This is a genomic window from Labrys sp. KB_33_2, assembly GCF_052114505.1.
Classification (GTDB): domain Bacteria; phylum Pseudomonadota; class Alphaproteobacteria; order Rhizobiales; family Labraceae; genus Labrys.
This window is the reverse complement of sequence record NZ_JBFREW010000005.1, coordinates 1-23,727: the sequence shown is the minus strand read 5'-3', so window position 1 is coordinate 23,727 and position 23,727 is coordinate 1. Positions and strand designations below refer to the sequence as shown.

Sequence of the window (23,727 nt, the reverse complement as noted above, 5' to 3'; positions counted from 1 at the left end):
GCCTCACGCTCTTGTCGATGAGGGCAAAAAAAGCCCGCTTGAAAGAGCGGGCCTAGTTCCGGAAATCACGCTTCCCGGGGGCGCTCCGCCGCAGGGGAAGCGGCGGGATTCTTCTGGATCGACGTCACGCATGGAGGCGGGCGTTGGCGTCAGGGTCAGATCAGGCATAGCGCTTGGCGCCGGCGACGCAGACCACCACGCCTCCTGCGACGGCCCACACCGCCAGCCCGACCTGCTCGTGCAACAGCAACGCGGCCAGGGCCAGCGACATGAAGGGCTGCAGCAGCTGCAACTGGCCGACGGCGGCGATGCCCCCCTGGGCGAGGCCGCGATACCAGAACACGAAGCCGATCAGCATCGAGAACAGCGAGACATAGACGAGAGCCGAAAGCGCCGGCCAGCCGATGGTCCTGGGATCGGCTGGTTGCCACCACAGGGCGAGCGGCAACATCACCGGCAGGGACAGGACGAGAGCATAGGAAATCACCTGCCAGCCGCCGAGATCGCGCGACAGCCGGGCGCCTTCGGCATAGCCGAGGCCGCAGACCAGGACGGAGGCCACCATCAAGCCATCGCCGAGCGCATTGCCGGCCGTGCTTTGACTGAGGGCGTAGGCCGCAACCATGGCGGCACCGGCAATCGAGAAGAGCCAGAAGCCGAGCCGAGGGCGCTCGCCCCCGCGCAATACGCCGAAGACGGCGGTCGCAAGCGGCAGCAACCCGATGAAGACGGTGGCACGCGAGGAAGTGATGCTCTGCAGGGCAAGTGCCGTCAGCAGGGGAAAGCCGACCACGCAACCTATGGAGACCAGGCTCAACGAGCCGATCTGTGAAGTGCGTGGCCATTTCTGCCTGAGGACGAGCAGCAGGACGATGCCGAGCAGGCCGGCGATGGCGGCACGGGCGGTGGTCAGGAAGAGGGGGGTGAGATCGTGCACCGCGATGCGTGTCGCTGGCAGCGATCCCGAAAAGATCGCCACGCCCAGGAACCCGTTGAGCCAGCCTGCCGACTTGTCGTCCATTTCCGCATCTTTCCGTATTTTGTTCGTTCTGCCGGCGAACGGCCCTGGGTCGATTGCCTCCTTCGGGAGGAAGTCCTCGAGTGTCCTGCTTCTTGTCTCAGAAAGGGGCTGGCGAAGACAGGGACGGGCCAGTACAATTGATCTAAACTGTACTGGGTCATGGAGGGGTACGGATGCTGAACCAAGTCGGCGGTTCAACCCTGATCGATGCGACGATGGCGGAGATCCGCCGTCTGATTGCCACGGCGCCCGGCGCGCGCCTGCCGTCCATCCGTCGGCTGGCCGAACGGCAGAGCGTGTCGAAATCGACCGTCGTCGAGGCCTATGACCGGCTTGTGGCGCAAGGCGCCGTTGAAGCGCGGCCCGGCTCGGGATTCTTTGCGGCAGGCCGTATTCGTCCCTTCGCCCTGGCGGAGAGCGGGCCGAGCCTCGATCGCGCCATCGATCCCCTTTGGATCTACCGTCAGTCCCTGACCCAGCAGATAAGCGCGCTGCATCCCGGCTGCGGCTGGTTGCCCGATTCCTGGTTGCCCGAGGATATGGTCCGACGCGGGCTTCGCGCGGTGGCACGCGACGAGACCGCCAATATCTCGACCTATAGCGTGCCCCAGGGCCTATGGCCGCTACGCGAGCATCTGGCCCGCCGCTTCACGGAGCGGGGCTTGGAAGTGGAACCTGCTGCGATCCTCTTGACCGATTCAGGGTCCCGCGCCATCGATCTCGTCTGCCGTTTCCTGATCGAGCCGGGCGATGCCGTACTGGTCGACGATCCCTGCTATTTCAACTTCCAGTCCCTGCTCCAGGCTCAGCGGGCGCGCATCATCGGCGTGCCCTATACGCGCCAGGGGCCGGACCTCGAGCGCTTCGCCAGCCTGTGCGCCGAGCATCGCCCAAAGCTCTATCTGACCAATGCGGTGCTGCATAATCCCACCGGCGCAACGGTGAGCGTGGGTACGGCGCATCGCCTGCTGAAACTGGCCGAGCAGCACGATTTCATTCTGGTCGAGGACAATATCTTCGCCGATTTCGAAGCCCGGCCTTCGCCGGGGCTGGCGGCGCTCGATGGTTTCGAGCGGGTGATTCATCTCGGCAGCTTTTCCAAGACGCTGACGGCCGCCTTGCGCTGCGGTTATATCGTGGCACGTGCCGATTGGATCGAAGGGCTGACGGATCTGGCGCTTGCCACCGGTATCGGCTGCAGCGATGTCGCGGCCCAGACCACGCTGCGCCTGCTCACCGATGGCAGTTATCGTCGCCATCTCGAAGGGCTGCGACCGCGCCTCGCCAAGGCGATGGCCGTGACCGCGGAAAGGCTGCAGGCCTGCGGCCTGCGCCTGTGGCTCGAGCCACAGGCCGGCATGTTCCTGTGGGCCGAACTGCCCGAGGGCCTGGATTCGGCGATGATCGCCCGCAAGGCCCTGGAACGGGACGTGGTGATGGCGCCAGGCAACGTCTTCAGCGTCTCGCACAACGCTACCAGCTTCATGCGCTTCAACGTGGCGCAATCGGCCGACAAGCGTATTTTCGAGGTCCTCGCCGACGTCATGGAGAAGGCAGCGATACCCTCCGGGGGACGATGACGTCTGGTCAGCGCCAGCGCTTGCGGGTCAGCAGCCCAGCGGCAAGATAGGCGAGCGCCCCCAATGCCGTGATCCAGAAGCTGGTGGGCCAATCGGTATAGAAGGCCAGGATCAGGCCCATCCAGGCGATGGCGACCGCCAGAGCGATCGAGATGATCAACCCCTGATGGACACGGTTGCTGATCTGCATGGCGGCAGCGGCAGGAGCGACCATCAACGCAAAGACCAGGAGAACGCCGACGATCTGCATCGCTTCTGCCGTGGCCAGGGCGACGATCACCATGAATAGCGCCGAGATGCGCGCGGTCGATACGCCCTTTGCCTCGGCGAGCTCGGGCTGCAGGCTGGCGAACAGGAGGGGCCGTCCGATGACGGCAAGGCCGATCAGGCAGGCGAGGCCGAGCCCGGCCAGCACCCAGACCGTGCCCAGGCTGACCCCAAGCACATTGCCGAAAAGGAGATTGGTCACGGCGCCAGCATAGGCCTTGTAGAAATACAAGAAGAGCAGGCCGATGCCGAGCGAGAGGGTTAGCACGATGCCGATGGCGACGTCGCGATGGGCGCGCTCGCCCAGAAGGCCGATGCCGATGCCCGCCAGAACGGTAAAGACGGTGAAGCCCACAAAGGGCGACAGGCCGATCAGAGCCGCCCCGGTGGCACCGGGAAAGCCGACATGCGCCAGGGCATGGCCGGCGAAGGTTTCGCCGCGCAGCACCAGGAAATAGCCCACGGCCCCGGCGACGATCCCTACGATCGTGCAGGCCATGAAGGCGTTGCGCATGAACTCATACTCGAACATTACCGGGCTTCACTCATCATGCACATGGCTTTCCAGCTCGCCTTCCTCGGCCATCACGAAGATGCGGCCATTCACGCGGGCGACATGGATGGGGGTACGGTAGAGATCGGACAGGACATGGCGGTTGACGACCTCGTCGACGGTGCCGATCGCGGCGCGGCCATGGCCCAGATAGAGCACCTGGTCGACGGCGTTGAGCAGCGGGTTGATCTCATGGGCGCAGAACAGCACCGCGATGCCGCGCTCTGAAGCGACCTCCTTGATCAGTTCGACGATGCCGCGCTGGTGGGCGGGGTCGAGGCTGGCCAGCGGCTCGTCCATCAGCAGGAGCCTGGGCTCGCCGATCAGGGCCTGGGCGATCAGCAGGCGCTGGCGCTCGCCGCCGGAAAGCTGGGAGATCGGCCGGCGGGCGAGATCGGCGGCGCCGACACGCTCGATTGCGGCCCAGGCCGCTTCCTTGTCGGCCGCGGAGGCAAACGGCCACCCCCAACGGGTGCCTTCGATGGCGCCGAGCACGAGTTCGTAGCCGCTAAGGCCGAGCTGGGCTGCGCTGCGGCGCATCTGCGGCATATAGCCGATTTTGGGATTGCCGCGCCGCGGTGCTTCGCCGAGCACACTGATCCGTCCGGCCTGCGGGCTGACCAGGCCGAGCACGGCGCGCATCAGCGTGGTCTTGCCGGCGCCATTGGGACCGAGCAGGCCGACGAACCGGCCTTCGGCAATGGAAAAGGAGACGCTGGACAGGATCCGGCGCCTCCCGAGGGTCAGGCTGACTTTTTCGAATCCGACAGCACTCACTGCGTCAAACCGGAAAGGGCCAGATCCACCTGGCCGAGCTGTCCGTCGAACCAGGCCTGGATCGCCGTTCCTGCCGGCATGGTTTCGGTGACGCCGACCACCGCAACCTTGTGATCCCGGGCGATCTGCAGGAGCCGCTTCGTGGTCTCGTCGGTGACCTGATTGTTATAGAACAGGATCTTGGCCGAACCATCCTTGAGACTGTTCTCGAAGGCGGCGACCTGGCTGGGGCTCGGCTCGCTGTCATTCATGATCGCGGTCTGGAAATCCTGGTTGAGCATCTTGAGGCCAAGGGCATCCGCCATATAGCCGAAAACCGGCTCGGTGGCGGTCACTTGCGTGTCCTTATACTTGGTCTTGATCGCATCGACCTGTTTCGTCAACTCGGAGAAGGAGGCTTCGAACTTGGCGAGATTGGCCTTGTAGTCGGCGGCATGGGTGGCGTCGCGCTTTTCGAGCTCGGCCGCGAGTGCCGTGGCCACGGCAGGGAACGTCTTCAGGTCGTACCAGAGATGGGGATTATCACCTGCCTTATGCCCGGTCAGCTCTGCGGCGACGATCGCCTTGCGATCAGGTTTGGCAGAGGCGGAAAGCAGCTTGTCCATCCACGGATCGTAGTCGGCGCCATTATAGACGACGATCGCAGCGGTCGAGAGGGCGCGTGCGGTGGAAGGACTCGATTCGAACAGATGCGGGTCGTCCTCGGGATTGGAAAGAATGGAGGTGATCTCGATATGGTCGCCCCCGATCTGGCTGGCGAGGTCGCCGTAAAAATTCTCCGCAGCGACGACCTTGATCTTCTCGGCGGCTGCGGCCGGGTGGGGCATGATCGCTGCTGCAGCCAGCAGGACGGCGGCAAACATCATCGAACGCATCGTGATCTCCGTAGGGGCAAAGAGGCGGACTGTCCGTCCGTCCTGGTCGTGAAATGTTATAATATAACAGTTCATATGAAGCGAGGTGGAAGATGTCAACCACGGCGAACGGACTTGGTGGGTCGATCTCCAGATCGACCACCTTCATCCTCTTTCACACGCTGCGTTTCCAAGATGGTCGATCTGGAGATCGACCCACCCCGGTTGCACTCGTCTGTAACCCCCGATACACCTCGGATAAGCCGTAAAGCTGCTACAACAGCACCGAGACCCGTCGCCGATCTCTTAGAGCAAAGCGCGTTCAGGGCTGGACGCTTGTTTGCTCTCAACTCCTTGTTTCCAAGCCAATCAATGGATTGGCTAGCGCGTCTTTGCGATACCTGATGGTTCAGTCCTATTGCAAAACGCTTTAGAGGGCTTTTCATGCGTTCCCCCCTTCTTCTTGTCCTGATGGCCACCACCATGCTCACCGGTACTGCCGAAGCCGCCGAACTCGTCCTCAAGCGTGCCGTGCTCGGCACGGGGGGCATGGGCTATTTCGAATATGCCGCCGAAGTCACCGGCAAAGAGACGCTGACCCTGCGCGCCCGGCTCGACCAGGTCGACGACATTCTCAAGAGCGTGCTGATTCTCGATCCGGCCGGCACCGGCTCGGCCACTCTGCCTGGCAAGGCCGGTGCAGACGAGACCTTCGCCTCCCTGCCTTTCGCCAAATCCGACCTCGACAGCATGCCGGCCTTGATCGGGGCGCTGAAGGGAGCCGAGATCAAGCTTTCCGGCCCACGCAAGCTCGAAGGGCGCATCGCCAGCGTGCAGACGGAGACGGTGACCGGCAAGGACGGCGCTACCATGACGCGCACCCGCGTCTCCGTGTTCTCGGGCGTGGCGATCGAGCAGTTCATCCTGGAAGAGGCCGAAGGGCTGGAGTTCAAGGATGCGCGGTTGGGCGAACAGGTCGAGACGGCGTTGAAGGCCCTGCGCACGGCGCAGGACCGTTCCGGCCGCGACATTTCCATCCAGCTCGCCGAGGGCGGCAAGCGCACCGTGCGCATCGGCTATGTCGCGGAAGCCCCGGTATGGAAGGCGGCCTATCGCCTGACGCTGCCCAAGGCCAGCGAGGACAAGGCGCGCCTGCAAGGCTGGGTCGTGCTGGAGAACATGACGGGCAATCCCTGGAAGGATGTCGAGGTGACCTTGTCCTCGGCCTCGCCGGTTACCTTCCGCCAGGCGCTCTACGATCCCTATTACGTCACGCGCCAGACCATCGCGCCGCCGGTCAGCCGGACGGCATTGCCGCGCACCGATGCCGGGCAGCAGGCCCTGGAACTAAAGGCATCGGGCAGCGCAGGCATCGACCAGCCCATGTATGATTTGGCACCGGCCCCTGCTGCTGCACCCGCCCCGATCGCACCGTCCGCGCGGCTCCGCAAGAACCAGGCTTTTCTCGGCCAGGGAGGCGGCGCGCAGGAATTCAGGATGGCCGAGCCGCAGGAAGCCGGGAGCGCCGCCGAGGAGAACACAGCCGGTGCCAGCTTCACCCTGTCGAAGCTGGTCAGCGTTGGCTCGGGCGAAAGCCTCACCATTCCCTTCGTCGATCTCAAAATGCCTTCGCAGGCCGTGGCCTGGTATCAGGGCGGCAGCCGCAATCCCTGGCAGGCGCTGACCTTGAAGAATGACGCCACCACCTCGCTGCCGGCGGGGTCCGCCACCATTTACGAAGCTGCCGATGCGGGGCCGCTGTTTTCGGGCGAGGCGCAATTCCCGCTGCTGCCCACCGGCGATTTCCGTCTGATCGGCTTTGGCGCCGACCAGAAGGTGCTTGTTGACTCGGAGTCGAGTTCGGCCAAGGCGGTCACCAAGATCAAGGTGGTCGACGGCACGCTCAGTGTCGAGAGCCGCCTGCGCCAGACCACGACCTATCGCGTCAAGAATGGCGCCGGTGAACTGCGCCATATGGTGGTGGAGCAGCCGCGGGTCGCCGATTGGACTCTGGTGGAGCCCAAGGCCGAGGAGGCGACCATCGCCGGGCAGGCCTATCGTATCCGCTTCGATGTCGAGGCGGGCAAGTCCAAGCAATACAAGGTCACGCTTGAGCGGCCGGTGGTCGAGGCGATGGCGATTGCCGATGTCACGGGCGAGCGCGTCCAGGCCCTGATGGCCGCGCCCGATCTCGACGCCGAGACCAAGGCCCGGCTTGCCACGGTTGCCGAGGCTGCCAAGGTGAGCGACGAGGCGCAGGCCGCCACCGCCCGCCTCGAAGAACAGCGCGACGGCATTACCCAGGATCAGGAACGCATCCGCGAAAACCTGAAATCGGCGCCGCAGGGGTCCGACCTCGCCCGGCTCTATTCGCAGAAGATGCTGGAACAGGAAAAGGCCCTCGACAAGCTCGATGTGGCGATCAAGGAGGCGCGGGCCAAATATGAAGTGGCCCGCAAGGTCCTGGGCGATCGCGTGAGGGCCCTGTAGCGGCGGGGGCCAAGGCCGGCCCGACAGGCTCGGCCTCGATCTGCGGATAAACTCCCTTTTTTTGGCAGCCGTCGAACGGTTGCAATGCTGGCTCAATGCAGCCGGGCAAAATGGTCGTGCCTGCCGGCGAAGGTTGAGTCGCGTTTCGCGTCCCGACTTTGCGACAGGCCCGGCGGTGCATGCGCGATCGAGGCTGTATCCGTTCCGGTGGATGCGTGGAGCGTGCTTCAGCCGCGGTCTTCCATGTGGTCTCGATCATGTGCGGACGATGGCATGACCCTACGCGACGTGTTGCCCTTCTTGCGGGCCTTGAGTTCAGATCCCCTCAGTGTGGGTGCCGTCGCGCCTTCGGGGCCCGCCCTTGCCGAACTGATCACCCGCGAGATCACGCCCTCCTCGGGACCCGTCGTCGAACTGGGACCGGGGACAGGCGTCTTCACCCGGGCGCTGCTGGCCCGGGGCGTCAAGGAGGACGATCTCACGCTGCTGGAGCTTGGCACCGATTTCGTCGAACTGCTGCGTTCGCGCTTTCCCCTGGCGCGCGTGCTGCGAGAGGATGCCGCCAGCCTCGGTACGCTCGGCCTCTTCAGCGGGCCGATGGTCGGCGCAGTGGTTAGCGGGCTGCCACTCCTCAATCTGCCCAAGGACAAGGTTCAGGCCATACTGGCTGGCGCCTTCGAGACGCTGCGTCCCGGTGGAGTGTTCTATCAATTCACCTATGGCGCCCGGTGCCCCGTGTCGGGGCCGATGCTCGAAAGCCTCGGCTTGCGCGCGATTCGGATCGGCCGGGCCTTCGCCAACATACCGCCGGCAACGGTATATCGGATCGGCCGGCGGGGGGCCTCTTTGCTCCGCTGATCTCGCGGCCGGGCGTCGTCAGGGCGAGGCCCTGCGGGACAAGGTGGGACGAGAGCCTTGCCTCAGCGACCAACCAGCTTCTTGACCTGGCGGACGCAGCCGATAGTGGCGGCCTTCGAGCGGTCGACGATCGCCGAGTGGCCGGGCGAACGGGGCTTCAGGCCCATGCGGCGCAAATAATAATTGGCCCGGTAGACGTCCTTGTACTTCCAATTCGGAAATTCGAGATTGAGCGACAGGCTGACCGAAATATTGTCATGGTTCTGCAGCCAATGCGCGCCATGCGTGGGAATATGCACAGCGTCGCCGGGCTGAAGGGTGATCTTGCGGGCCTTCCGCTCGGCTTCCGACTTGAAGGTGCCCGCCGTGGTCGTCACCGCGTAATAACGCTCGAGTTCATCCTCGGTGGTGATGCTCCGATCCATCGGATCGCAGACCCAGATGTCCTTGGTGCCATGAATCTGGGTGAGGACGTTGACCTCGGCATCGAAGTGATAAGGGGTCTTGCGCCGCGGTGAGGTGATGAATATCAGCATTTCGGTGTTGCTGAGCAGCTTGGAACCTTCGGGGCCGGCAATCTGGCGGATGAAGTCGTCGAACTCGTCCAGCAGCTTCTTATAGCGGGGATCGATTTCGATATGCTTCAGCACCATCCAGGCGCCGGCCGTCTCGATCCGGTCGATGACCTGGTGCACCGTCATGTCCGGCTTGGGGACCGAGCCCCATTTGTCGGTGATCGAAAGGTCGCCCGCATCCCAGTAGAGGTCGCCCGGGCGCTCGGCGGCTTCCTCCGCCACACTCGCCAAGGCGTCGATCGAAAACAGTGGATGGCTGGCCAGAGGATGCTGCATCGAGAAGGCGGCTTTGTGAAGCAGGCGCCGGCATTCCTCGAACGGCTCCACGGTCGACCACTGACCTGAATGCTGAACAATAGATGGCTTCGTCAGCATGCCTTGCTTCCTCTGAATTGGGCGGAGTGTTTCAGTAGTTGGGTTATGATTTATTGATTTATCGCAGAATTTTACTTTGCGGGCGAGGAGGGCGAAGGAGTCTTTCGGAGGCGTTCAAATCAATCTTTAGTAGGGGGAGTTGTTCTCTCGCTCGATCAGAAGCCGTATGACTTAAGGGAAGTCGACGCGGTGCGAATGGCAAGATGAGCGCCTAGGACGAGCGCCTGCATCCCCTGCAGTCGCAGTGCGGACGGCGGTTGAAGTGCGCAAAGGCACGGTTCGGCTTGCAAACATCGTGCCTTCTACCGCCAAGCGAATTATAAAGGCGCGGCCGGCGACGCCTGACTGATCCTGCCGGTTTCGAGGGTATCATGCGGCGCTCGGCACGCTTCTTCACTGGTCTGGTTCTATCGCTCGCGCTCGGCTTGTGCGCAGCCGAGGCTGCCATGGCGCGTAATCTCGCGCTGGTCATCGGCAATAATTCCTACGCCAATGTCACGTCTCTCCAGAAGGCGGTCTCGGACGCCCGCGCCATCGCGGACCAGCTCGAAAAGCTCGGCTATGTGGTGAGGCGGGTCGAAAATGCCGATCAGCGCGGCATGAGCCGGGCTCTCGTCGCCTTCAACGCCGATATCCAGCCCGGCGACCGGGCGCTGTTCTACTATGCCGGCCATGGCTTCGAGATCGGCGGTACCAATTATCTGCTGCCCACCGACGTGCCTTCCGTCCAGGCCAACCAGCAGGACCTCATCCGCGACGCTTCCTTTTCGGTGGAGCGCGTGGTCGACGGGATCCGGGACAGGGGAGCCGGCGTTGCCGTGCTGGTGCTGGATGCCTGCCGCAACAATCCCTTCGCCAATGACCGCTCGCGTTCGGCATCGGCGACCCGTGGCCTTGCCCGTGTCGACGCGCCGGAGGGCGTCTTTGTCTTGATGTCGGCGGGAGCCAAGCAGGAGGCGCTCGATCGGCTGTCGGACCAGGATGGCAACCCCAATTCCGTGTTCACTCGCAGTTTCCTCGGCGAATTGTCGAAGCCCGGCCAGACCCTGGTCGAGATTGCCAAGAAAACACAGGTCGATGTGCGCGCTCTGGCGGCCAGTGTCGGCCATGACCAGACGCCTGCCTATTACGACCAGGTCATCGGCGACGTCGTGCTATCGGATGCGGCCGGTACCGCAACAGAGCCCGGCCAGCAGGTCGCGATGGCCAGCCAGGCAGGACGGGCGGGCCCGAATATTCCCACCGAGATCAACACGGTCGGACGGACCGAGGCCGGCAAGGGAGTCTCCATCGGGCCCGGTGTGAAGCTCGGCCCGGGCGTCACCATCGGCGGCAAGGACGCCAAGATCGCCCTGCAGCACCCGGCCAATCCGCCCACGACCGATCCGGCCAAGGCCCTGAACGTCCAGCAAGGCGGCGCAGCGACAGGCCAGCAACTGGCCTTGGTCAGTCCGGATATCAAGCCAAGCCAACTGATGCAGCCCATCGGCCGCGCACCCATCGCCAGCTTCTCGCGCTCCAATGCCGGCTGGACTGTGACATTGTCCCTGCCCGAGCCGGCGACAGCCCTGTCGTACCGCATCGGCGAGGCCGGCGAATTCAAGGAGACCGGCCTGCTCGACGTTCTCGACCAGCGCACGGGTGGCCGCATGCCCAATCCATCCTTCTCGATGTCGCCACGCGCCCAGGCTGGTATCGTCCAGGTGCGCTATCGCAGCATCGACGGAGCCGATGTCGGTCCCTTCTCGATTCGATTCGACCCGGATATCGCGCTCTACGAAGACCAGCGCCGCAATCTCACCTCGATCCAGGGCAGCTGGGTGGAGTTTCGCGACTTCAACGGCGTGCTGGTCTATTTCACCACGATGGTAAGCTATCGCTGCGCCGTCACCGAGGTGCGCTATGGCCTCAATGGCGCGCCGCCCCTGACCCGCTTCGACCTGCCAGTTTGCAATATGAAGGATCCCTATTCGATCCCCAACAATGCCAAGACCTATCTGAAGGTGCCCGGCAATACCAAGTCGATCAGCGTGCAGGTCACCTGGCGTGACGGCTCGCAGTCCGAGGTCAACACGGTGGAGAAGGATTGAAGCCGGAAGATTCGGAGAGCAAAACGCAACTTGGTGGAATGGCCTCCTTATTCCAGCTCTTTGCTTCGACGTATCTTTGTGATTTGAAGTGATTCATTGAGATCACAAAACACGTCAGCATTGTTCGGTTCCATGACCTCCTCCACTCCCGTTCTTCCCGCCGGCTATTCCAGCGTGCCGCCCGGCATGCTTGCCAATGTGGTCACCTGTCTCGAGATGCGGCAAAGGCCCAGGCCGAAGCCGGCCAAGCCGCTCGAACGGCCGCTGACCCTGGAGCGGATCGAGAAGCCTGAACTGGCCGACTACCGTGCCCTCTATCGGGCCGTCGGCGAGGATTGGCTGTGGTTTTCGCGCCTGGCCATGCCGGACGCCGAACTCAGGGCGATTCTGGAGCACCCCGATGTCGAAGTCTACGTGCTCGGCGGGCGCAAGCAGCAACTTGGCTTGCTCGAATTGGATTTCCGTCAACAGGGACAGTGCGAACTGGCCTTTTTCGGCCTAGTGCAGCAAGCCATCGGGCAGGGGGCCGGCCGTTTCCTGATGGACCAGGCCCTGGCCAAGGCCTGGGCGAGGCCGATCGAGCGGCTGTGGGTCCATACCTGCACTTTCGATCATCCTGGAGCGCTTGGCTTCTACCGCCGTTCGGGCTTCGTGCCCTTCGCCTTCGAGGTGGAGGTCTGCGCCGATCCGCGCCTGAGCGGATGCCTGCCGCGCGAGGCGGCGGCGCATGTGCCGCTGGCAGACTTCACCGGCTGATCATTCGTTATTTTGCCGGCGTCAGGCGCAGCAGACGTCCGTCCGAATCGTCCTCGATCAGCCAGAGCGCGCCATCGCGATCGACGGCGACGTCGCGGATGCGGGCGCCCATGTCCCAGCGATCGGCTTGGCGCGCGCCGTTCTTGCCATCGAAGGCGATGCGCACCAGCGCTTCGCCCCCGAGCGCGCCGATGAAGGCCGAACCCCGCCATTGCGGAAACAGCTTGCCCGAATAGAAGGCCAGGCCCGCGGGGGCGATGATCGGGGTCCAGTAGACGACAGGGGCTTCGAATTCCGGCCTGGTCCGGTGGCGGGGGATGGGAACGCCGCTGTAATTGTCGCCGTTGGAGACGACGGGCCAGCCATAATTCAACCCCCGGCGGATCAGATTGAGCTCGTCGCCGCCGCGCGGCCCCATCTCGTTTTCCCACAGGCTGCCATCGGGGGCGAAGGCCAGGCCATAGGGATTGCGATGGCCGAGGCTCCAGATCTGCGCCCTGACGCCGCCCTGGGCCGCCATCGGATTGTCGGCGGGCGCGGAACCGTCGAGATTGAGCCGGAGGATCTTGCCGAGATTGCTGTCGGCGTTCTGAGCCGTTTCCGGCTCCATGCGGTCGCCGGAACTGAGGAAGAGGTGGCGCCCGTCGGGGTCGAAGGCGATGATGCCGCCGGGCTGGCCGCCGCCGCCCTTCGGCGAAGCACGCCAGATCACGTCAAGATCGCTCAGGCGCGCCTTTCCGTCTGCTTCGGTCAGCTTGGCCCGCGCCAAAGCGAGAGTGCCGCCGCCCGAGCTCGGCTCGACATAACTGAGATAGACCAGGCCATCTCGCGCAAAGCCGGGCGAAGCGGCAATGTCGAGCAGGCCGTTCTGGCCTCCGACCTGCGCACGTGGAACGCCGGCGACCTCGGTCTTGGCGCCCGCCGGCGTCACCAGGAATAGCCGCCCGCCCTTTTCCGTGACCAGCATGCGCCCGTCGGGCAGGAAAGCGATAGCCCAGGGCGTATCGAAACGTGCGATGGTCGTGGCCTTGAAAGGGCGGCTTGCCGAGGCGGGGCTGGTCGCTGCGTTCACTTCGGCGCGGGCCAGGCTCGGAAGGGCGGCTGCGCTTCCGATGATTGTGGCGGCCAGAGTGATTCGGACGGCATTGCGCATCGATGATTCCCCCTCAGGCTCACGCATCCTGCCGGCGCGAACCCGGATTCATCAATCTCAGCCGATTGCGTCGTTCCAATGACCGGACGAGGTCGTCCCTCGACGGCGCCACGGACAGATGCCACCCTTGCGCAGGATGGCCTCGGCGCAGCGCAGGTTGAGCCAGGTCGCGGTCAGGAAGATCACGGCAAAGATCAGGCTCTGGGGCGACAGATCGATCATGGCCATGCCGCGCCGCGCCAATTGAATGGTGAAGGTCGCCGCGACCAGGGCCGAGAAGCCGGCGCCGATCGCGCTGAAGGCGAGGCGCAGCAACGGCCAGACGCTCGACGAGCGCCGACGCTCCCACAGGAGGAGCCCGAAATTGGTGAGCGGTGCCACCAGAAACACCGCCACGATCGGGCCGAAGAAGAGCAGAATCCATTCGAAATTGCACAGGAGTTCGCGGCAGGGCAGGCTGTCGATGTAGAGATAGACGCCCCAGTAGAACAAGGCGAGCACGATGCTCGCGAGCCCATAGGCCAGCAATCCGGTGGAGAAAGCCTTGGTCTGTGACGGCGTAGGAGAGGTCATGGTCCTGTCCCGCTGGCTTGCTCGAGATCATTTAAGTTAGTGAACGAACGCTAACTTAAATGATCTCGCGGTCATCGTCAACCGCATTTGCTCTCCGCGCGAGGCGGAGAGAGGGCGGTGTGCGATCAGACACCAAGACGCCTAAAGGATGAAAAGATCGCCGTCGCGGATGTCAGCCGCGGCATCTCACGCCGGGGCCGCCAGTTGCAGCAGGTCCCAGAGATTGCCGTACAGGTCCTCGAAAACAGCAACGGTGCCATAGGCCTCCACCCGTGGCTCCTCGTGAAATCGCACGCCACGCGCAAGATAGAGGCGATGATCGCGCCAGAAATCGTCGGTGTTGAGAAACAGGAAGACGCGGCCGCCCGTCTGATTGCCGATAGCCTCCGTCTGCATGGGAGAGGCGGCCTTGGCGAGCAGCAGGCGGGTTTGGCCGGCGCCCGGCGGGGCAACAAGCAGCCAGCGCTTGCCGTCGCCGAGATCGCTGTCCTCGACCACGTCGAAGCCAAGCTTGCCGACATACCAATCCCTGGCCTCGTCATAGTCGCGGACGACCAGTGTGATTGCACCCAGATGCTGCGGCATCGTCTCTCCCTGTTTTGAAACGCCGGCCAAGATCAGGCAGCCGGTACTGCAATTCTGCACATGTTTGGAATCTTGCTGGGCCGGACGGGCGCGACAATACGGCATCCCGATGCGGCGGCGAGAAAATTCACGTCGCTCTCGCGCTGTGGCACAACCCGTCCTGCGTGCCACATGCGGCCGCAGGCCCTCATCGGATCGCCCCTTTATGATCGTTCGCAAAAACCCGCAGGCATGGGAACTCTTTTTCATCATGCGCGGCTCCATTGTGCCGCAGATTTGGCCGCAAATGCTGGTGGTGGTGCTGATTTCGGTCGCGGTGACGCTGCTGGAAACCCGCGGCTTCATCCATGTGCCGCCGATCGCCGCCTTGCCCTTCTCCCTGATCGGCGTGGCGCTCTCGATCTTCTCGGCATTTCGCAACACTGCGAGCTACGACCGCTGGTGGGAGGCGCGCAAGATCCTGGGGGCGCTGGTGATCGATGCCAGGGGCCTTTCGCGCCAGGCCCTTGCCTATCTTGCCGCCGAGCCGGCGGCGGCGCGGCGGCTGGCGCTTCTCGCCATCGCCTTTTGCGATCTGGTGCGCTGCCATTTGCGGGACGAGGCGCCGGACGAGGCGGCGCTGCGCCATCTCGCTCCGGCCGATCGCGCAGCCATCACCGCGAGCCGGCATGGGCCGAATCGCCTATTGCTACAGATGAGCCGCCTGGTTGGTGAAGTCCTCGACAAGGCACGGATCTCGGCGCAGATGGGGCAAATCCTCGAGGAACGAATCTCGGCGCTCTCGGCCGATCTCACCGCAGCCGAGCGCATCAAGCAGACGCCGCTGCCCTTTGCCTATTCCCTGCTGCTGCACCGCACTGCCTATCTGTTCTGTTTCCTGCTGCCCTTCGGGCTGGCTGACAGCATGGGGTTGTGGACGCCGGTGATCGCGGCCATCGTGTCCTACACCTTCTTCGGTCTCGACGTGCTCGGTGACGAACTAGTGGCACCTTTCGGCTCCACGCCGAACAGCCTGCCGGTGATGGCGATCTGCCGGACCATCGAAATCAACATTCTGGAAGATCTCGGCGAGACCGATCTGCCCGAGGCACCCAAGCCCGTCGATTTCGTGTTGAGCTGAAAGGCTGTCCGGCAAGCTGCGATCCGCAGCTTGCCGCGCAAGGCTCACGAATGCTGGGGCGGATCCTGGTGTACGGTTTCGAGCTTGATTGCCGGCGGAGCTTCCTTGCTCTCTACCGCCTTGCCGCCGACGACCGAGCCGAGAAGACCCCCAAGGGACTGGCGCTCGGTGTAAAGCACGATGACGCAGGAGATTGCCAGCGGGATGAGCAGATAGAGCAGGCGGAACATCAGCAGAGCCGCAATGATCTCGGCCTTGGACTGGATCACTGCCGGATCGCTCGGATTGGCGCCAGCCGGCAGCATGATCAGCAGGAAGACGGCCTCGAACACGCCGACACCGCCCGGGGCGTTCGAGATCAGCCCGGCGCAGAACGAGGCCAGGAACATGCCCAGCACCATGAAGAAGCCGGGATTGAGCGAGTCGGGCAGGGCGAAATAGATGATGCCGGCGGCGCCGATGATTTCGATCGGCGCGGCGAAGAGCTGCCGGAAGGCGATGGTGGGCTTGGGATAGGCGATCTGCAGCGAGCGGATGCGCAGGGGCTTGAGATGCAGGATCGAGCCGGCCTGATAGAGCAGCACGAAGCCGAGCATGGCCAGACCCAGCATGAAGGCGGCGCTGGTGGGGAAGTGGAACAGGCGCGAGAGCAGCTCGGGCTCGCCCACCAGCACGATGCCGCCGAGGAACACGGCGCCATACGCGAAGGTGAAGGCGCAGAACGCCGTGACGACGGCGACCTCGGCCGCGTTCAACCCCATCTTGGAATAGGCTCGGTAGCGCACCAGGCCGGAAGAGAGAACGGACACACCGATATTGTGCCCCAGTGCATAGGCGACGAAGGAGACGATCGAGACCACCGGCCAGGACAGTTTCTTGCCGACATGCATCAGGGCGATGCGGTCGTACCAAGCCAGGGCGGCGTAGGCCAAAGTGGTCGAGACGAAAGCCAGCAGGATCATCCACGGCCCACGATCGACCACGGCCTGCCAGACCTGGCCGACTTCGACGCCCTTGAGTTCCTTGGACAGGAGGTAGACCGAGAAAATGACGGCGGCGAGCCCGATGACCGGCCAAACATATTCGAGCTTGTTCTTCATCACATCCGTCTGGGTAAGGTTTCGAACCGGTTGCCGAAGCGTGTCGTTGCGCGAAGCGGCCCTGGGTTGGGCCTCTTCGCATAACTCTGCTGGTGCCATAAACAACGGGATCGTGTCGAAGACAAGACAACCGGATGATAACTGACGCAGAACAGTCACGCCGGAGACAGTCCTACTTTTAACGCAACTAACATGTATTTCCTTTTGAGGCGCGTTAACTCGCTGTAATTCATGCGTTGTCGGCAAAGCGCCACGAAGCTAGCATTCGATCAAATCGTTTTTCACTCGGACTGTTCCATGCTTGCACCACCGCCTTTCATGCTGACGACCGGGCCGGTTACGGCCTATCCGGCTGTGCTCAGCGCCATGGCGCGGCCCGCCGTCTATGACGGGCACCACGCTTTCCAGCAATTCTACCGCTCGGTGGTCGGCAAGCTGCAGGCTGCCTTGCGCCTTTCGAATCTGCCTTTGATCCTGCAGGGGGACGCACTGCTGGGGCTCGAGGCTGCCGCCGCCTCGCTGATCGGCCGCAAGGACGTCGTGCTCAACCTCGTTTCGGGCGTCTATGGCAAGGGCTATGCAGGGTGGGCCCGTCGTTATGCCGGCGAGGTGATCGAGCTCGCGGTGCCGTTCGACGAGGCGATCGACCCGGATCGGGTGCGTGAGGCGCTGGCGGCGCGCCCCGATATTTCGATCATCACCGTCTGCCATCACGACACGCCCTCGGGCACGCTCAATCCCCTGGCGGAAATCGGGCGCCTTGGCCGCGAGCACGGTGCCTATGTCATCGCCGATGCCGTTTCCTCTTTCGGCAGCCTGGACGTGCACCCGGCAGAGGCGGCGATCGACATTTTCGTTACCTCCGCCGCCAAATGCCTGGGGGCCACACCGGGCCTGAGTCTGCTCGCCGTCAGTGACCGAGCCTGGGAGAAAATCAAGGCCAATCCGGATGCCCCGCGCGCTTCTTTCCTGTCCTTGCTCGATTGGGAACTGGCGGCCGAAGTGGGGAGGGCGTTCCCGGTCACGCCGTCGCTGGCCGAGATTCATGGCCTCGACGCGGCGCTCGATCTCTATCTCCAGGAAAGACCCGAACGGGTCTGGGCCCGCCATGCCCGCACGGCGGCAGCAGCGCGGGCTGGACTGGAGGCCCTGGGCCTGAAGCTATGGCCGGCGCGCGAAGCGATCGCTGCGCCCTCTGCCACGGTCTTCCACGTGCCGGAGGGCATGGCAGACATCCGCTTGCGCGATACGCTGCTGGAGCGCTTCGGCGTAATGCTGTCGCTCGGCCGTGGCGAGACGGCGGGCAAGGTGCTGCGCATTGGTCACATGGGGCCGGCAGCCGAGCCGATGCTGGCCGTGACAGCCATAGCCGCGCTCGGTGGTGCCCTTAATCATCTCTGCTGGCCGGCCGATGCGGGCACCGGGGTCAATGCCGCGCTTGCCATTCTCGAGCGGGCGTCATCCAATCACGCTGATTCGAAGGGCTCCTCCCGGGAGGTTGCACATGCCGGTCCTGCTTAATCGCCGCTCCTTCCTGCTTGCCAGTGCCGGGATGGCCCTGGCGCTCGGATTGCCGCATCGCCTGAGAGCCGGCGAGGTGCCGGCCGGTCGCCTGACCGTTGCCGCCGATTCCGAGCCGACCAATCTCAATCCTGCCATCGTTGCTTCGAACGGCGTATTTTTCGTCGCCAGCAAGGTGATCGAGCCCTTGGCCGAGGCCGATTTCAACGGTCCGGACGGTCTGGCGCCGAAGCTCGCCTTGTCTTGGGAGGGGGCGGCGGACGGCAAGGCCGTCACCTTCAAGCTGCGTCCCGATGTCAAATGGCATGACGGCAAGCCCTTCACTTCCGCCGATGTCGCCTTCTCCGCCCTGGAGGTATGGAAGAAGCTGCAGAATCTCGGCCGCGTTGTGTTCAAGGATCTCGACAGCGTCGATACGCCCGATCCCCTGACGGCGATCCTGCGTTTTTCGGCGCCGACGCCCTTCCAGCTTATTCGCAACTGCCTGCCGGCCCTGACCTCGGTACTGCCCAAGCATGTCTTTGCCGGTAGCGACATCATGAAGAACCCGGCCAATGAGAAGCTCATCGGCACCGGGCCGTTCAAATTCGCCGAGCACAAGCCGGGCGAATATTATCTGCTCAAGCGCAACGAGGCCTACTGGGCCCAGGGCGAGCCGCACTTCAACGAGATCCTGTTCAAGGTGCTGTCTGATCGGCAGTCGGCCGGCGCGGCGCTCGAAGCCGGCGAGATCCAGCTTGCTGCTTTCTCGGCCGTGCCGCTGGCCGATCTCGACCGCATCTCCAAGGTGCCGGGCCTCAAGGTCTATGCCAATGGCTACGAGGCCCTGACCTATCAGATGATCGTCGAGATCAACCATACCCGCAAGGAACTGGCGGATCTGCGCGTACGCCAGGCCATCGCTCATGCGATCGACAAGGGCTTCGTGGTGCAGGCGATCTTCCGCGGCTATGCCACCGCAGCCACGGGTCCCGCGCCGCAGACCGACAAGACCTTCTACAACCCCGATGTCGAGCGCTATGAATTCGACCCGGCCAAGGCCGACACCCTGCTCGACGAAGCCGGCTACAAGAAGGGCGCGGACGGTGTCCGTTTCCATCTCAAGCTGCTGCCGGCGCCCTTCTTCAACGAGACCGTGCAGTTCGGTGCCTATCTGCGACAGGCCTTGGCTAAGATCGGTATCGATGCCGAGATTGTCTCCAACGATTCGCCGGCCCATTTGAAGGCCGTCTATACCGACCACGCCTTCGATCTGGCTGTCGGAACGCCGGTCTACCGCCAGGACCCGGCGATCTCGACCACCATCCTGTTCCAGAGCGGCATCCCGGCTGGAGTGCCCTTCTCGAACCAGTATGGCTACGCCAATCCCAAGACCGATGCGCTGATCGCCGCGGCAGCGATCGAGATCGATCCCGAAAAGCGAGCGGAGCTCTATAAGCAGTTCCAGAAATTGGTGGTGGATGATCTCGCGCTCATCAACGTCGCCGAATTCTCCTTCATCACCGTGGCCAGCGAGAATTTGCAGAACGTCTCCAACAATCCGCGCTGGGCGGTGTCGTCCTGGGCGGATACCGCCTTGCCGGAGATGGCGCCGTGAATAGCCGCCCGTGATCTCGCGCTTACTTCGACGCCTGGGTGGGGCCGTCGTGGTTCTGCTCTTGGTTGTCATCGGCGCTTTCTTCATGCTCGAATCGGCGTCGGGCGACGCCGTCGATGCCTATGTCGCCGGTATCGGCGGTGCCGATGCGGCGAGGATCGCCGAACTGCGGAGCGAGTGGGGGCTGGACCAGGGGCCGGCCTTTCGGCTCAAGGCCTATCTGTCGGCCCTGGCGCAGGGCGATTTCGGCTGGTCGACCGCCTTTCAAAGGCCTGTGCTCGGCATTTTGCTCGAACGCTTGCCGGTGACCCTGATCACCATGGGCTCGGCGCTGGCGCTGGCTTTCCTGCTCGGCATCGTGCTCGGCTTCCTGGCGGGTAAACGCCCGAATGGCTGGCTGGATCGCATTCTGTCGCTGAGCTCGCTCGCCCTCTACGCCATGCCCGGCTTCTGGCTCAGCCTGGTGCTGATCCTGGTATTTTCCGTGATGCTGCGCTGGCTCCCGGCCAGCGGCTTCGAGACGATGGCTTCCGGCAAGGCGGGCCTGGAACGGGCCAGGGACATCGCCTGGCATCTGGTGCTACCCGTCAGTGCGCTCGGCCTGCTCTACATGACCCTGTTCCTGCGCCTGTTGCGGGATGGCATGGAGGAGGTCTGGCATGCCGATTTCATCCGGGCCGCAAGGGCTCGCGGCGTTTCCGGCTGGCGGCTGGCGCTGAACCATGTCGCCCGCAATGCTCTGGCGCCGGTGGTTACCATGCTCGGCCTGCAGTCCGCCTCCCTGCTGGGCGGCAGCGTGGTGGTGGAAAGCGTCTTCGCCATCCCCGGTTTCGGCCGCCTGGCGGCCGAGGCGGTCTCCCGCCGCGATACCCCGCTGCTGCTCGGCGTGGTGCTGTTCAGCGCCGTCGTCGTCATCGTCATGAATCTGCTGGCCGATCTCGTGCAGGCCTGGCTCGATCCGCGCATCGGCGCCAGCGAGCAGGTCGCATGACCATGCTGATGGCCATGCTGCGCAGCGGGGAGGGGCGTGTCGGCCTGTTGTTACTCGCCGTGTTTGGTGTGCTTGCCCTGACGGCGCCGGTGATCTTTCCGGGCGATCCGCTTGCCATCACCGCGCCGCCGCTGCTCCCGCCCTTCGCCGATGCAGCCCATCCCCTGGGAGCCGATCGCCTGGGGCGCGATATTGCCGCCGAGCTTGCCTGGGGCAGCCGCACCACGCTTCTCGTGGCACTTGCTTCGGCGCTGGCCTCCCTTCTGCTCGGCTGTCTCGTCGGCACGCTGGCCGGTTTTCTCGGCGGCTGGACCGACGACATATTGATGCGCCTGAGCGATGCCTTCCAGACGGTACCGGCCTTCCTGCTGGCCATGGCGCTGATCAGCGTGACTGGGCCGAGCCTGCCGGCCATCGTGCTGGCCATCGCCGCCGGTGCCTGGCCTCAGCCAGCCCGCATCGCAAGGGCGGAAATTCGTTCCCTGCGGGAACGCGATTTCGTTGCTTCGGCCCGGGTTGCCGGCATGCATCCGCTCGCCATCGGCTTTCGGGAGATCCTGCCCAATGCCCTGCCGCCGGTGATCTCGCTCGCGGCGATCATCGCGGCAGCGGCGGTGCTGATCGAGGCTGCCCTGGCGTTCCTCGGTTTCGGCGACCCCAACAGGCCGAGCTGGGGCAGCATGGTGGCCGAGGGGCGTTCCCTGCTGCGCAGCGCACCATCGCTGTCGCTGGTGCCGGGCCTCGCTCTCGTTGTGATGGTGCTGGCGATCCATCTTACGGGGCGGGGTTATGCCAAGGCGCTGCGCGTGAGGGAGCCGGCGGCATGAAGCTTTTCTCCCTCCGCGGCTTCGGCGTCTCCTATCGCGATCGCGCCGGCATGCAGCCGGCCTTGCAGGGCATCGACCTCGACATCGAGGCCGGACGGCATCTGGCCCTGCTGGGGGAAAGCGGATCTGGCAAGTCGACCTTGGCATCCGCCCTCGCGGGACTTCTGCCGGCCAATGCGGTGAGCACCGGCAGGTTGACCCGGCCGGGCTTTGCGTCTGAACCGCGTCCCGGACGCGATATCGGCATGGTCTTCCAGGATCCCGGTGGGAGCCTCGATCCGCTGATCCGGGTGGGCAACCAGATTGCCGAGGCGCGCCGAGCCTGCCGGGGAGGAAGCCGCGCGGACGCGCTGGCGTTGGCGAGGGACTGGCTCGAGCGGGTGGCTTTGCCCGAGCCTGACACCGCATCCCGTAAATACCCCCACCAGTTTTCCGGTGGTCAGAAGCAGCGCATCGCCCTCGCCGCAGCGCTGGTCAGCGAGCCCATCGTGCTGATCGCGGACGAACCGACCAGCGCACTCGATTCGATCACCCAGCACGCCATCGTCGAGCTGCTTCGCACACTGATGGCGGCAAGCGGGCTCACCCTGGTCTTCGTCACCCATGACATCGCTTTGGCCTCCCAATTGGCCGATGATGTCGCTGTGCTCTATCAGGGCCGCCTGGTCGAGGCCGGTCCGGCGGAACGGCTGTTCCGGGCGCCAGCCCACCCTTATCTCAAGGCCTTGTTGCAGACCCGCCGGGAACTTGGGTACCAGGAACTTGGGTATCAGGAACTTGGGTATCAGGAACTTGGGCATCGGGAAGCCGGAGTTTCCCGCTCGCGCCGTTTTGCCGAAATCGATCCCTCGAATTTTGCCGTGAGGATCCCGCAGGCGACCGGAGATGCCGGCCATGGCTGATACCCTGCTTGAAGTCGAGGCGCTGCATAGCAGCGTCCGCGGACCGGGCGGCCGGCACGTCATCTTGAATGGCGTGGACCTGGCCATCGCGCCGGGCGAGATCGTCGGCCTGGCGGGAGGCTCCGGGGCTGGCAAGACCAGCCTGGCCCGGGCGATTCTGAGGCTGAATCCGGTCGATTCCGGTTCCATCCGTTTCGAAGGACACGAGATCACGCATCTTGCCGGCACGGCGCTGCGCCGTATCAGGCCGCGGCTGCAGATGGTGTTCCAGGATCCGCTGGCCGCCTTCAATCCGCGCGCCCGGGTCGGGCGCGTCATCGGCGATCCCCTGCGGATCTGGCGCGCGCTGTCACGCGAACAGGAGAGGCGACGTATCCTGGCGTTGATGGACCGGGTCGGTTTGTCGGAACGGCTGCTTGGCCGTTTCCCTCATGAGCTGTCCGGCGGCCAGCGCCAACGTGTTGCCATCGCCCGGGCCCTGGCGACGGATCCGGCCCTGATCATTCTGGATGAACCGGTCTCGGCGCTCGACGTGGCTGTAAGGGCGCAGATCCTCAATTTGTTGCTCGACATACGGGAGGGTGCCGGCACGGCGCTTTTGTTCATCGCTCATGATCTGGCGGTGATGGCGGCCTTGTGCGACCGGCTCTGCGTGATGGATGCCGGGCGGATCGTCGAGGCCGGCCCGCCCGGCCGGCTTGTTGCGGCGCCGCAAAGCGAAATGACCCGTTTGCTGGTCGCTGCGGCGCCCAAAATGAGATTCTGAAAATTTTTCTGCCGAAGCTGAGCCGATTCTGATCTGAATTTGGCGCGCCGGGCTGGCTTCGACTGGAATTTATCCACAGAGCGCAGGAAATCTTTGATGCGCCGCAATATGGTAAATTATTCCTGATTGGGCCTCCAGATGCAGAAAATCAGGTGTTTCAATGAGGTTTCGATAGGGATGCGGGTCAGCTCCTGTCCTGTCCCGATTTGGTCACATGACGATTTTGCAAAAATCCGCAAAAGGGGGCGTTGACATAGGCGTCTTGTGGCCTCTATACAGCGGCCATCGACGGACGGCGTTGCCGCGGATTGAGCGGCGGCGCTGACGTGTCGCTTCACGGACAAGGAGCTCTGGCTTAACCGGCCGATTGGCGGGGGTAGCGGAGTGTTCGCTGAA

General features: G+C 64.0%; 21 protein-coding genes. 12 read left to right on the top strand and 9 right to left on the bottom strand.

Translation table 11 applies throughout. The features are described 5' to 3' along the window. Window positions 1–160: 160 nt before the first annotated feature. Complete coding sequence (locus AB4037_RS10505; RefSeq protein ID WP_441771483.1) at window positions 161–1,021, bottom strand: DMT family transporter; 861 nt, start codon at window positions 1,019–1,021, stop codon at window positions 161–163. 173 nt (window positions 1,022–1,194) lie between these two features. Between AB4037_RS10505 and AB4037_RS10500 the strand changes: the two genes are divergently transcribed. After that, window positions 1,195–2,601, top strand: a complete 1,407-nt coding sequence (locus AB4037_RS10500) for an aminotransferase-like domain-containing protein (protein ID WP_441771482.1) — start codon at window positions 1,195–1,197, stop codon at window positions 2,599–2,601. 7 nt (window positions 2,602–2,608) lie between these two features. Here the strand turns inward: AB4037_RS10500 and AB4037_RS10495 are convergent, their stop codons facing one another. From AB4037_RS10495 to AB4037_RS10485, 3 genes are read right to left on the bottom strand one after another with little or no spacing between them, the layout of a single operon-like run. Then, window positions 2,609–3,400, bottom strand: a complete 792-nt coding sequence (locus AB4037_RS10495) for a metal ABC transporter permease (protein ID WP_434959785.1) — start codon at window positions 3,398–3,400, stop codon at window positions 2,609–2,611. Between the two features lie 9 nt (window positions 3,401–3,409). Further along, window positions 3,410–4,198, bottom strand: coding sequence for a metal ABC transporter ATP-binding protein (locus AB4037_RS10490; RefSeq protein ID WP_441771481.1), 789 nt, complete (start codon window positions 4,196–4,198; stop codon window positions 3,410–3,412). Next, window positions 4,195–5,073, bottom strand: coding sequence for a metal ABC transporter solute-binding protein, Zn/Mn family (locus AB4037_RS10485; RefSeq protein ID WP_441771480.1), 879 nt, complete (start codon window positions 5,071–5,073; stop codon window positions 4,195–4,197). The genes AB4037_RS10490 and AB4037_RS10485 overlap by 4 nt, the downstream gene beginning before the upstream one ends. 423 nt (window positions 5,074–5,496) lie before the next feature. On the opposite strand from AB4037_RS10485, the gene AB4037_RS10480 reads away from it, so the two are divergent. Next, on the top strand, window positions 5,497–7,542 hold the full coding sequence (locus AB4037_RS10480; RefSeq protein WP_441771479.1) for a DUF4139 domain-containing protein: 2,046 nt from the start codon (window positions 5,497–5,499) through the stop codon (window positions 7,540–7,542). A gap of 273 nt (window positions 7,543–7,815) precedes the next feature. Further along, on the top strand, window positions 7,816–8,400 hold the full coding sequence (locus tag AB4037_RS10475) for a class I SAM-dependent methyltransferase (protein ID WP_434959781.1): 585 nt from the start codon (window positions 7,816–7,818) through the stop codon (window positions 8,398–8,400). A 62-nt stretch (window positions 8,401–8,462) separates the two neighbouring features. Here the strand turns inward: AB4037_RS10475 and AB4037_RS10470 are convergent, their stop codons facing one another. After that, the gene (locus AB4037_RS10470) at window positions 8,463–9,350 is read right to left on the bottom strand and encodes a cupin-like domain-containing protein (RefSeq protein ID WP_441771478.1); all 888 of its coding nucleotides are present in this window, start codon (window positions 9,348–9,350) and stop codon (window positions 8,463–8,465) included. 371 nt (window positions 9,351–9,721) lie between these two features. Here AB4037_RS10470 and AB4037_RS10465 point away from each other — a divergent pair, with 371 nt between their 5' ends. Both AB4037_RS10465 and AB4037_RS10460 read left to right on the top strand, forming a co-directional pair. Next, entirely contained in the window at window positions 9,722–11,440 is a 1,719-nt protein-coding gene (locus AB4037_RS10465) for a caspase family protein (protein WP_441771477.1), read from the top strand. Window positions 11,441–11,572: 132 nt separating this feature from the next. Next, window positions 11,573–12,196, top strand: a complete 624-nt coding sequence (locus AB4037_RS10460; RefSeq protein WP_434959778.1) for a GNAT family N-acetyltransferase — start codon at window positions 11,573–11,575, stop codon at window positions 12,194–12,196. Between the two features lie 7 nt (window positions 12,197–12,203). On the opposite strand, the gene AB4037_RS10455 is transcribed toward AB4037_RS10460, so the two are convergent. The 3 genes from AB4037_RS10455 to AB4037_RS10445 all read right to left on the bottom strand — a co-directional run bounded on the left by AB4037_RS10455 (window position 12,204) and on the right by AB4037_RS10445 (window position 14,507). Beyond that, a complete protein-coding gene (locus tag AB4037_RS10455; protein ID WP_441771476.1) occupies window positions 12,204–13,349 on the bottom strand; it encodes a PQQ-dependent sugar dehydrogenase in 1,146 nt (381 codons plus the stop codon). A 57-nt stretch (window positions 13,350–13,406) separates the two neighbouring features. Then, window positions 13,407–13,922: a hypothetical protein gene (locus AB4037_RS10450; RefSeq protein WP_441771475.1), complete on the bottom strand. Its 516-nt coding sequence runs from the start codon at window positions 13,920–13,922 to the stop codon at window positions 13,407–13,409. Window positions 13,923–14,108: 186 nt separating this feature from the next. Next, on the bottom strand, window positions 14,109–14,507 hold the full coding sequence (locus AB4037_RS10445; protein ID WP_441771474.1) for a VOC family protein: 399 nt from the start codon (window positions 14,505–14,507) through the stop codon (window positions 14,109–14,111). Window positions 14,508–14,616: 109 nt separating this feature from the next. Here AB4037_RS10445 and AB4037_RS10440 point away from each other — a divergent pair, with 109 nt between their 5' ends. After that, a complete protein-coding gene (locus AB4037_RS10440) occupies window positions 14,617–15,627 on the top strand; it encodes a bestrophin family protein (protein WP_441771473.1) in 1,011 nt (336 codons plus the stop codon). 44 nt (window positions 15,628–15,671) lie between these two features. Here the strand turns inward: AB4037_RS10440 and AB4037_RS10435 are convergent, their stop codons facing one another. Further along, a complete protein-coding gene (locus tag AB4037_RS10435) occupies window positions 15,672–16,727 on the bottom strand; it encodes a lysylphosphatidylglycerol synthase domain-containing protein (RefSeq protein ID WP_441771472.1) in 1,056 nt (351 codons plus the stop codon). A 297-nt stretch (window positions 16,728–17,024) separates the two neighbouring features. Here AB4037_RS10435 and ppaT point away from each other — a divergent pair, with 297 nt between their 5' ends. Genes ppaT through AB4037_RS10405 form a run of 6 tightly spaced genes read left to right on the top strand, consistent with a single transcriptional unit; the run spans window position 17,025 to window position 23,331 of the window. Then, entirely contained in the window at window positions 17,025–18,248 is a 1,224-nt protein-coding gene (ppaT, locus tag AB4037_RS10430) for a pyridoxamine--pyruvate transaminase (RefSeq protein ID WP_441771471.1), read from the top strand. After that, window positions 18,232–19,845 (top strand): ABC transporter substrate-binding protein, encoded by a 1,614-nt coding sequence (locus AB4037_RS10425; protein WP_441771470.1) that lies wholly within the window; start codon window positions 18,232–18,234, stop codon window positions 19,843–19,845. Before ppaT ends, AB4037_RS10425 begins: the two co-directional genes overlap by 17 nt. 10 nt (window positions 19,846–19,855) lie before the next feature. Then, window positions 19,856–20,836, top strand: a complete 981-nt coding sequence (locus tag AB4037_RS10420) for an ABC transporter permease (protein WP_434959770.1) — start codon at window positions 19,856–19,858, stop codon at window positions 20,834–20,836. Continuing rightward, complete coding sequence (locus tag AB4037_RS10415) at window positions 20,833–21,663, top strand: ABC transporter permease (protein WP_441771469.1); 831 nt, start codon at window positions 20,833–20,835, stop codon at window positions 21,661–21,663. The genes AB4037_RS10420 and AB4037_RS10415 overlap by 4 nt, the downstream gene beginning before the upstream one ends. Next, a complete protein-coding gene (locus tag AB4037_RS10410; protein ID WP_441771468.1) occupies window positions 21,660–22,565 on the top strand; it encodes an ABC transporter ATP-binding protein in 906 nt (301 codons plus the stop codon). The genes AB4037_RS10415 and AB4037_RS10410 overlap by 4 nt, the downstream gene beginning before the upstream one ends. After that, entirely contained in the window at window positions 22,558–23,331 is a 774-nt protein-coding gene (locus AB4037_RS10405) for an ABC transporter ATP-binding protein (RefSeq protein ID WP_441771467.1), read from the top strand. Before AB4037_RS10410 ends, AB4037_RS10405 begins: the two co-directional genes overlap by 8 nt. The last annotated feature ends 396 nt before the right edge of the window (window positions 23,332–23,727 follow it).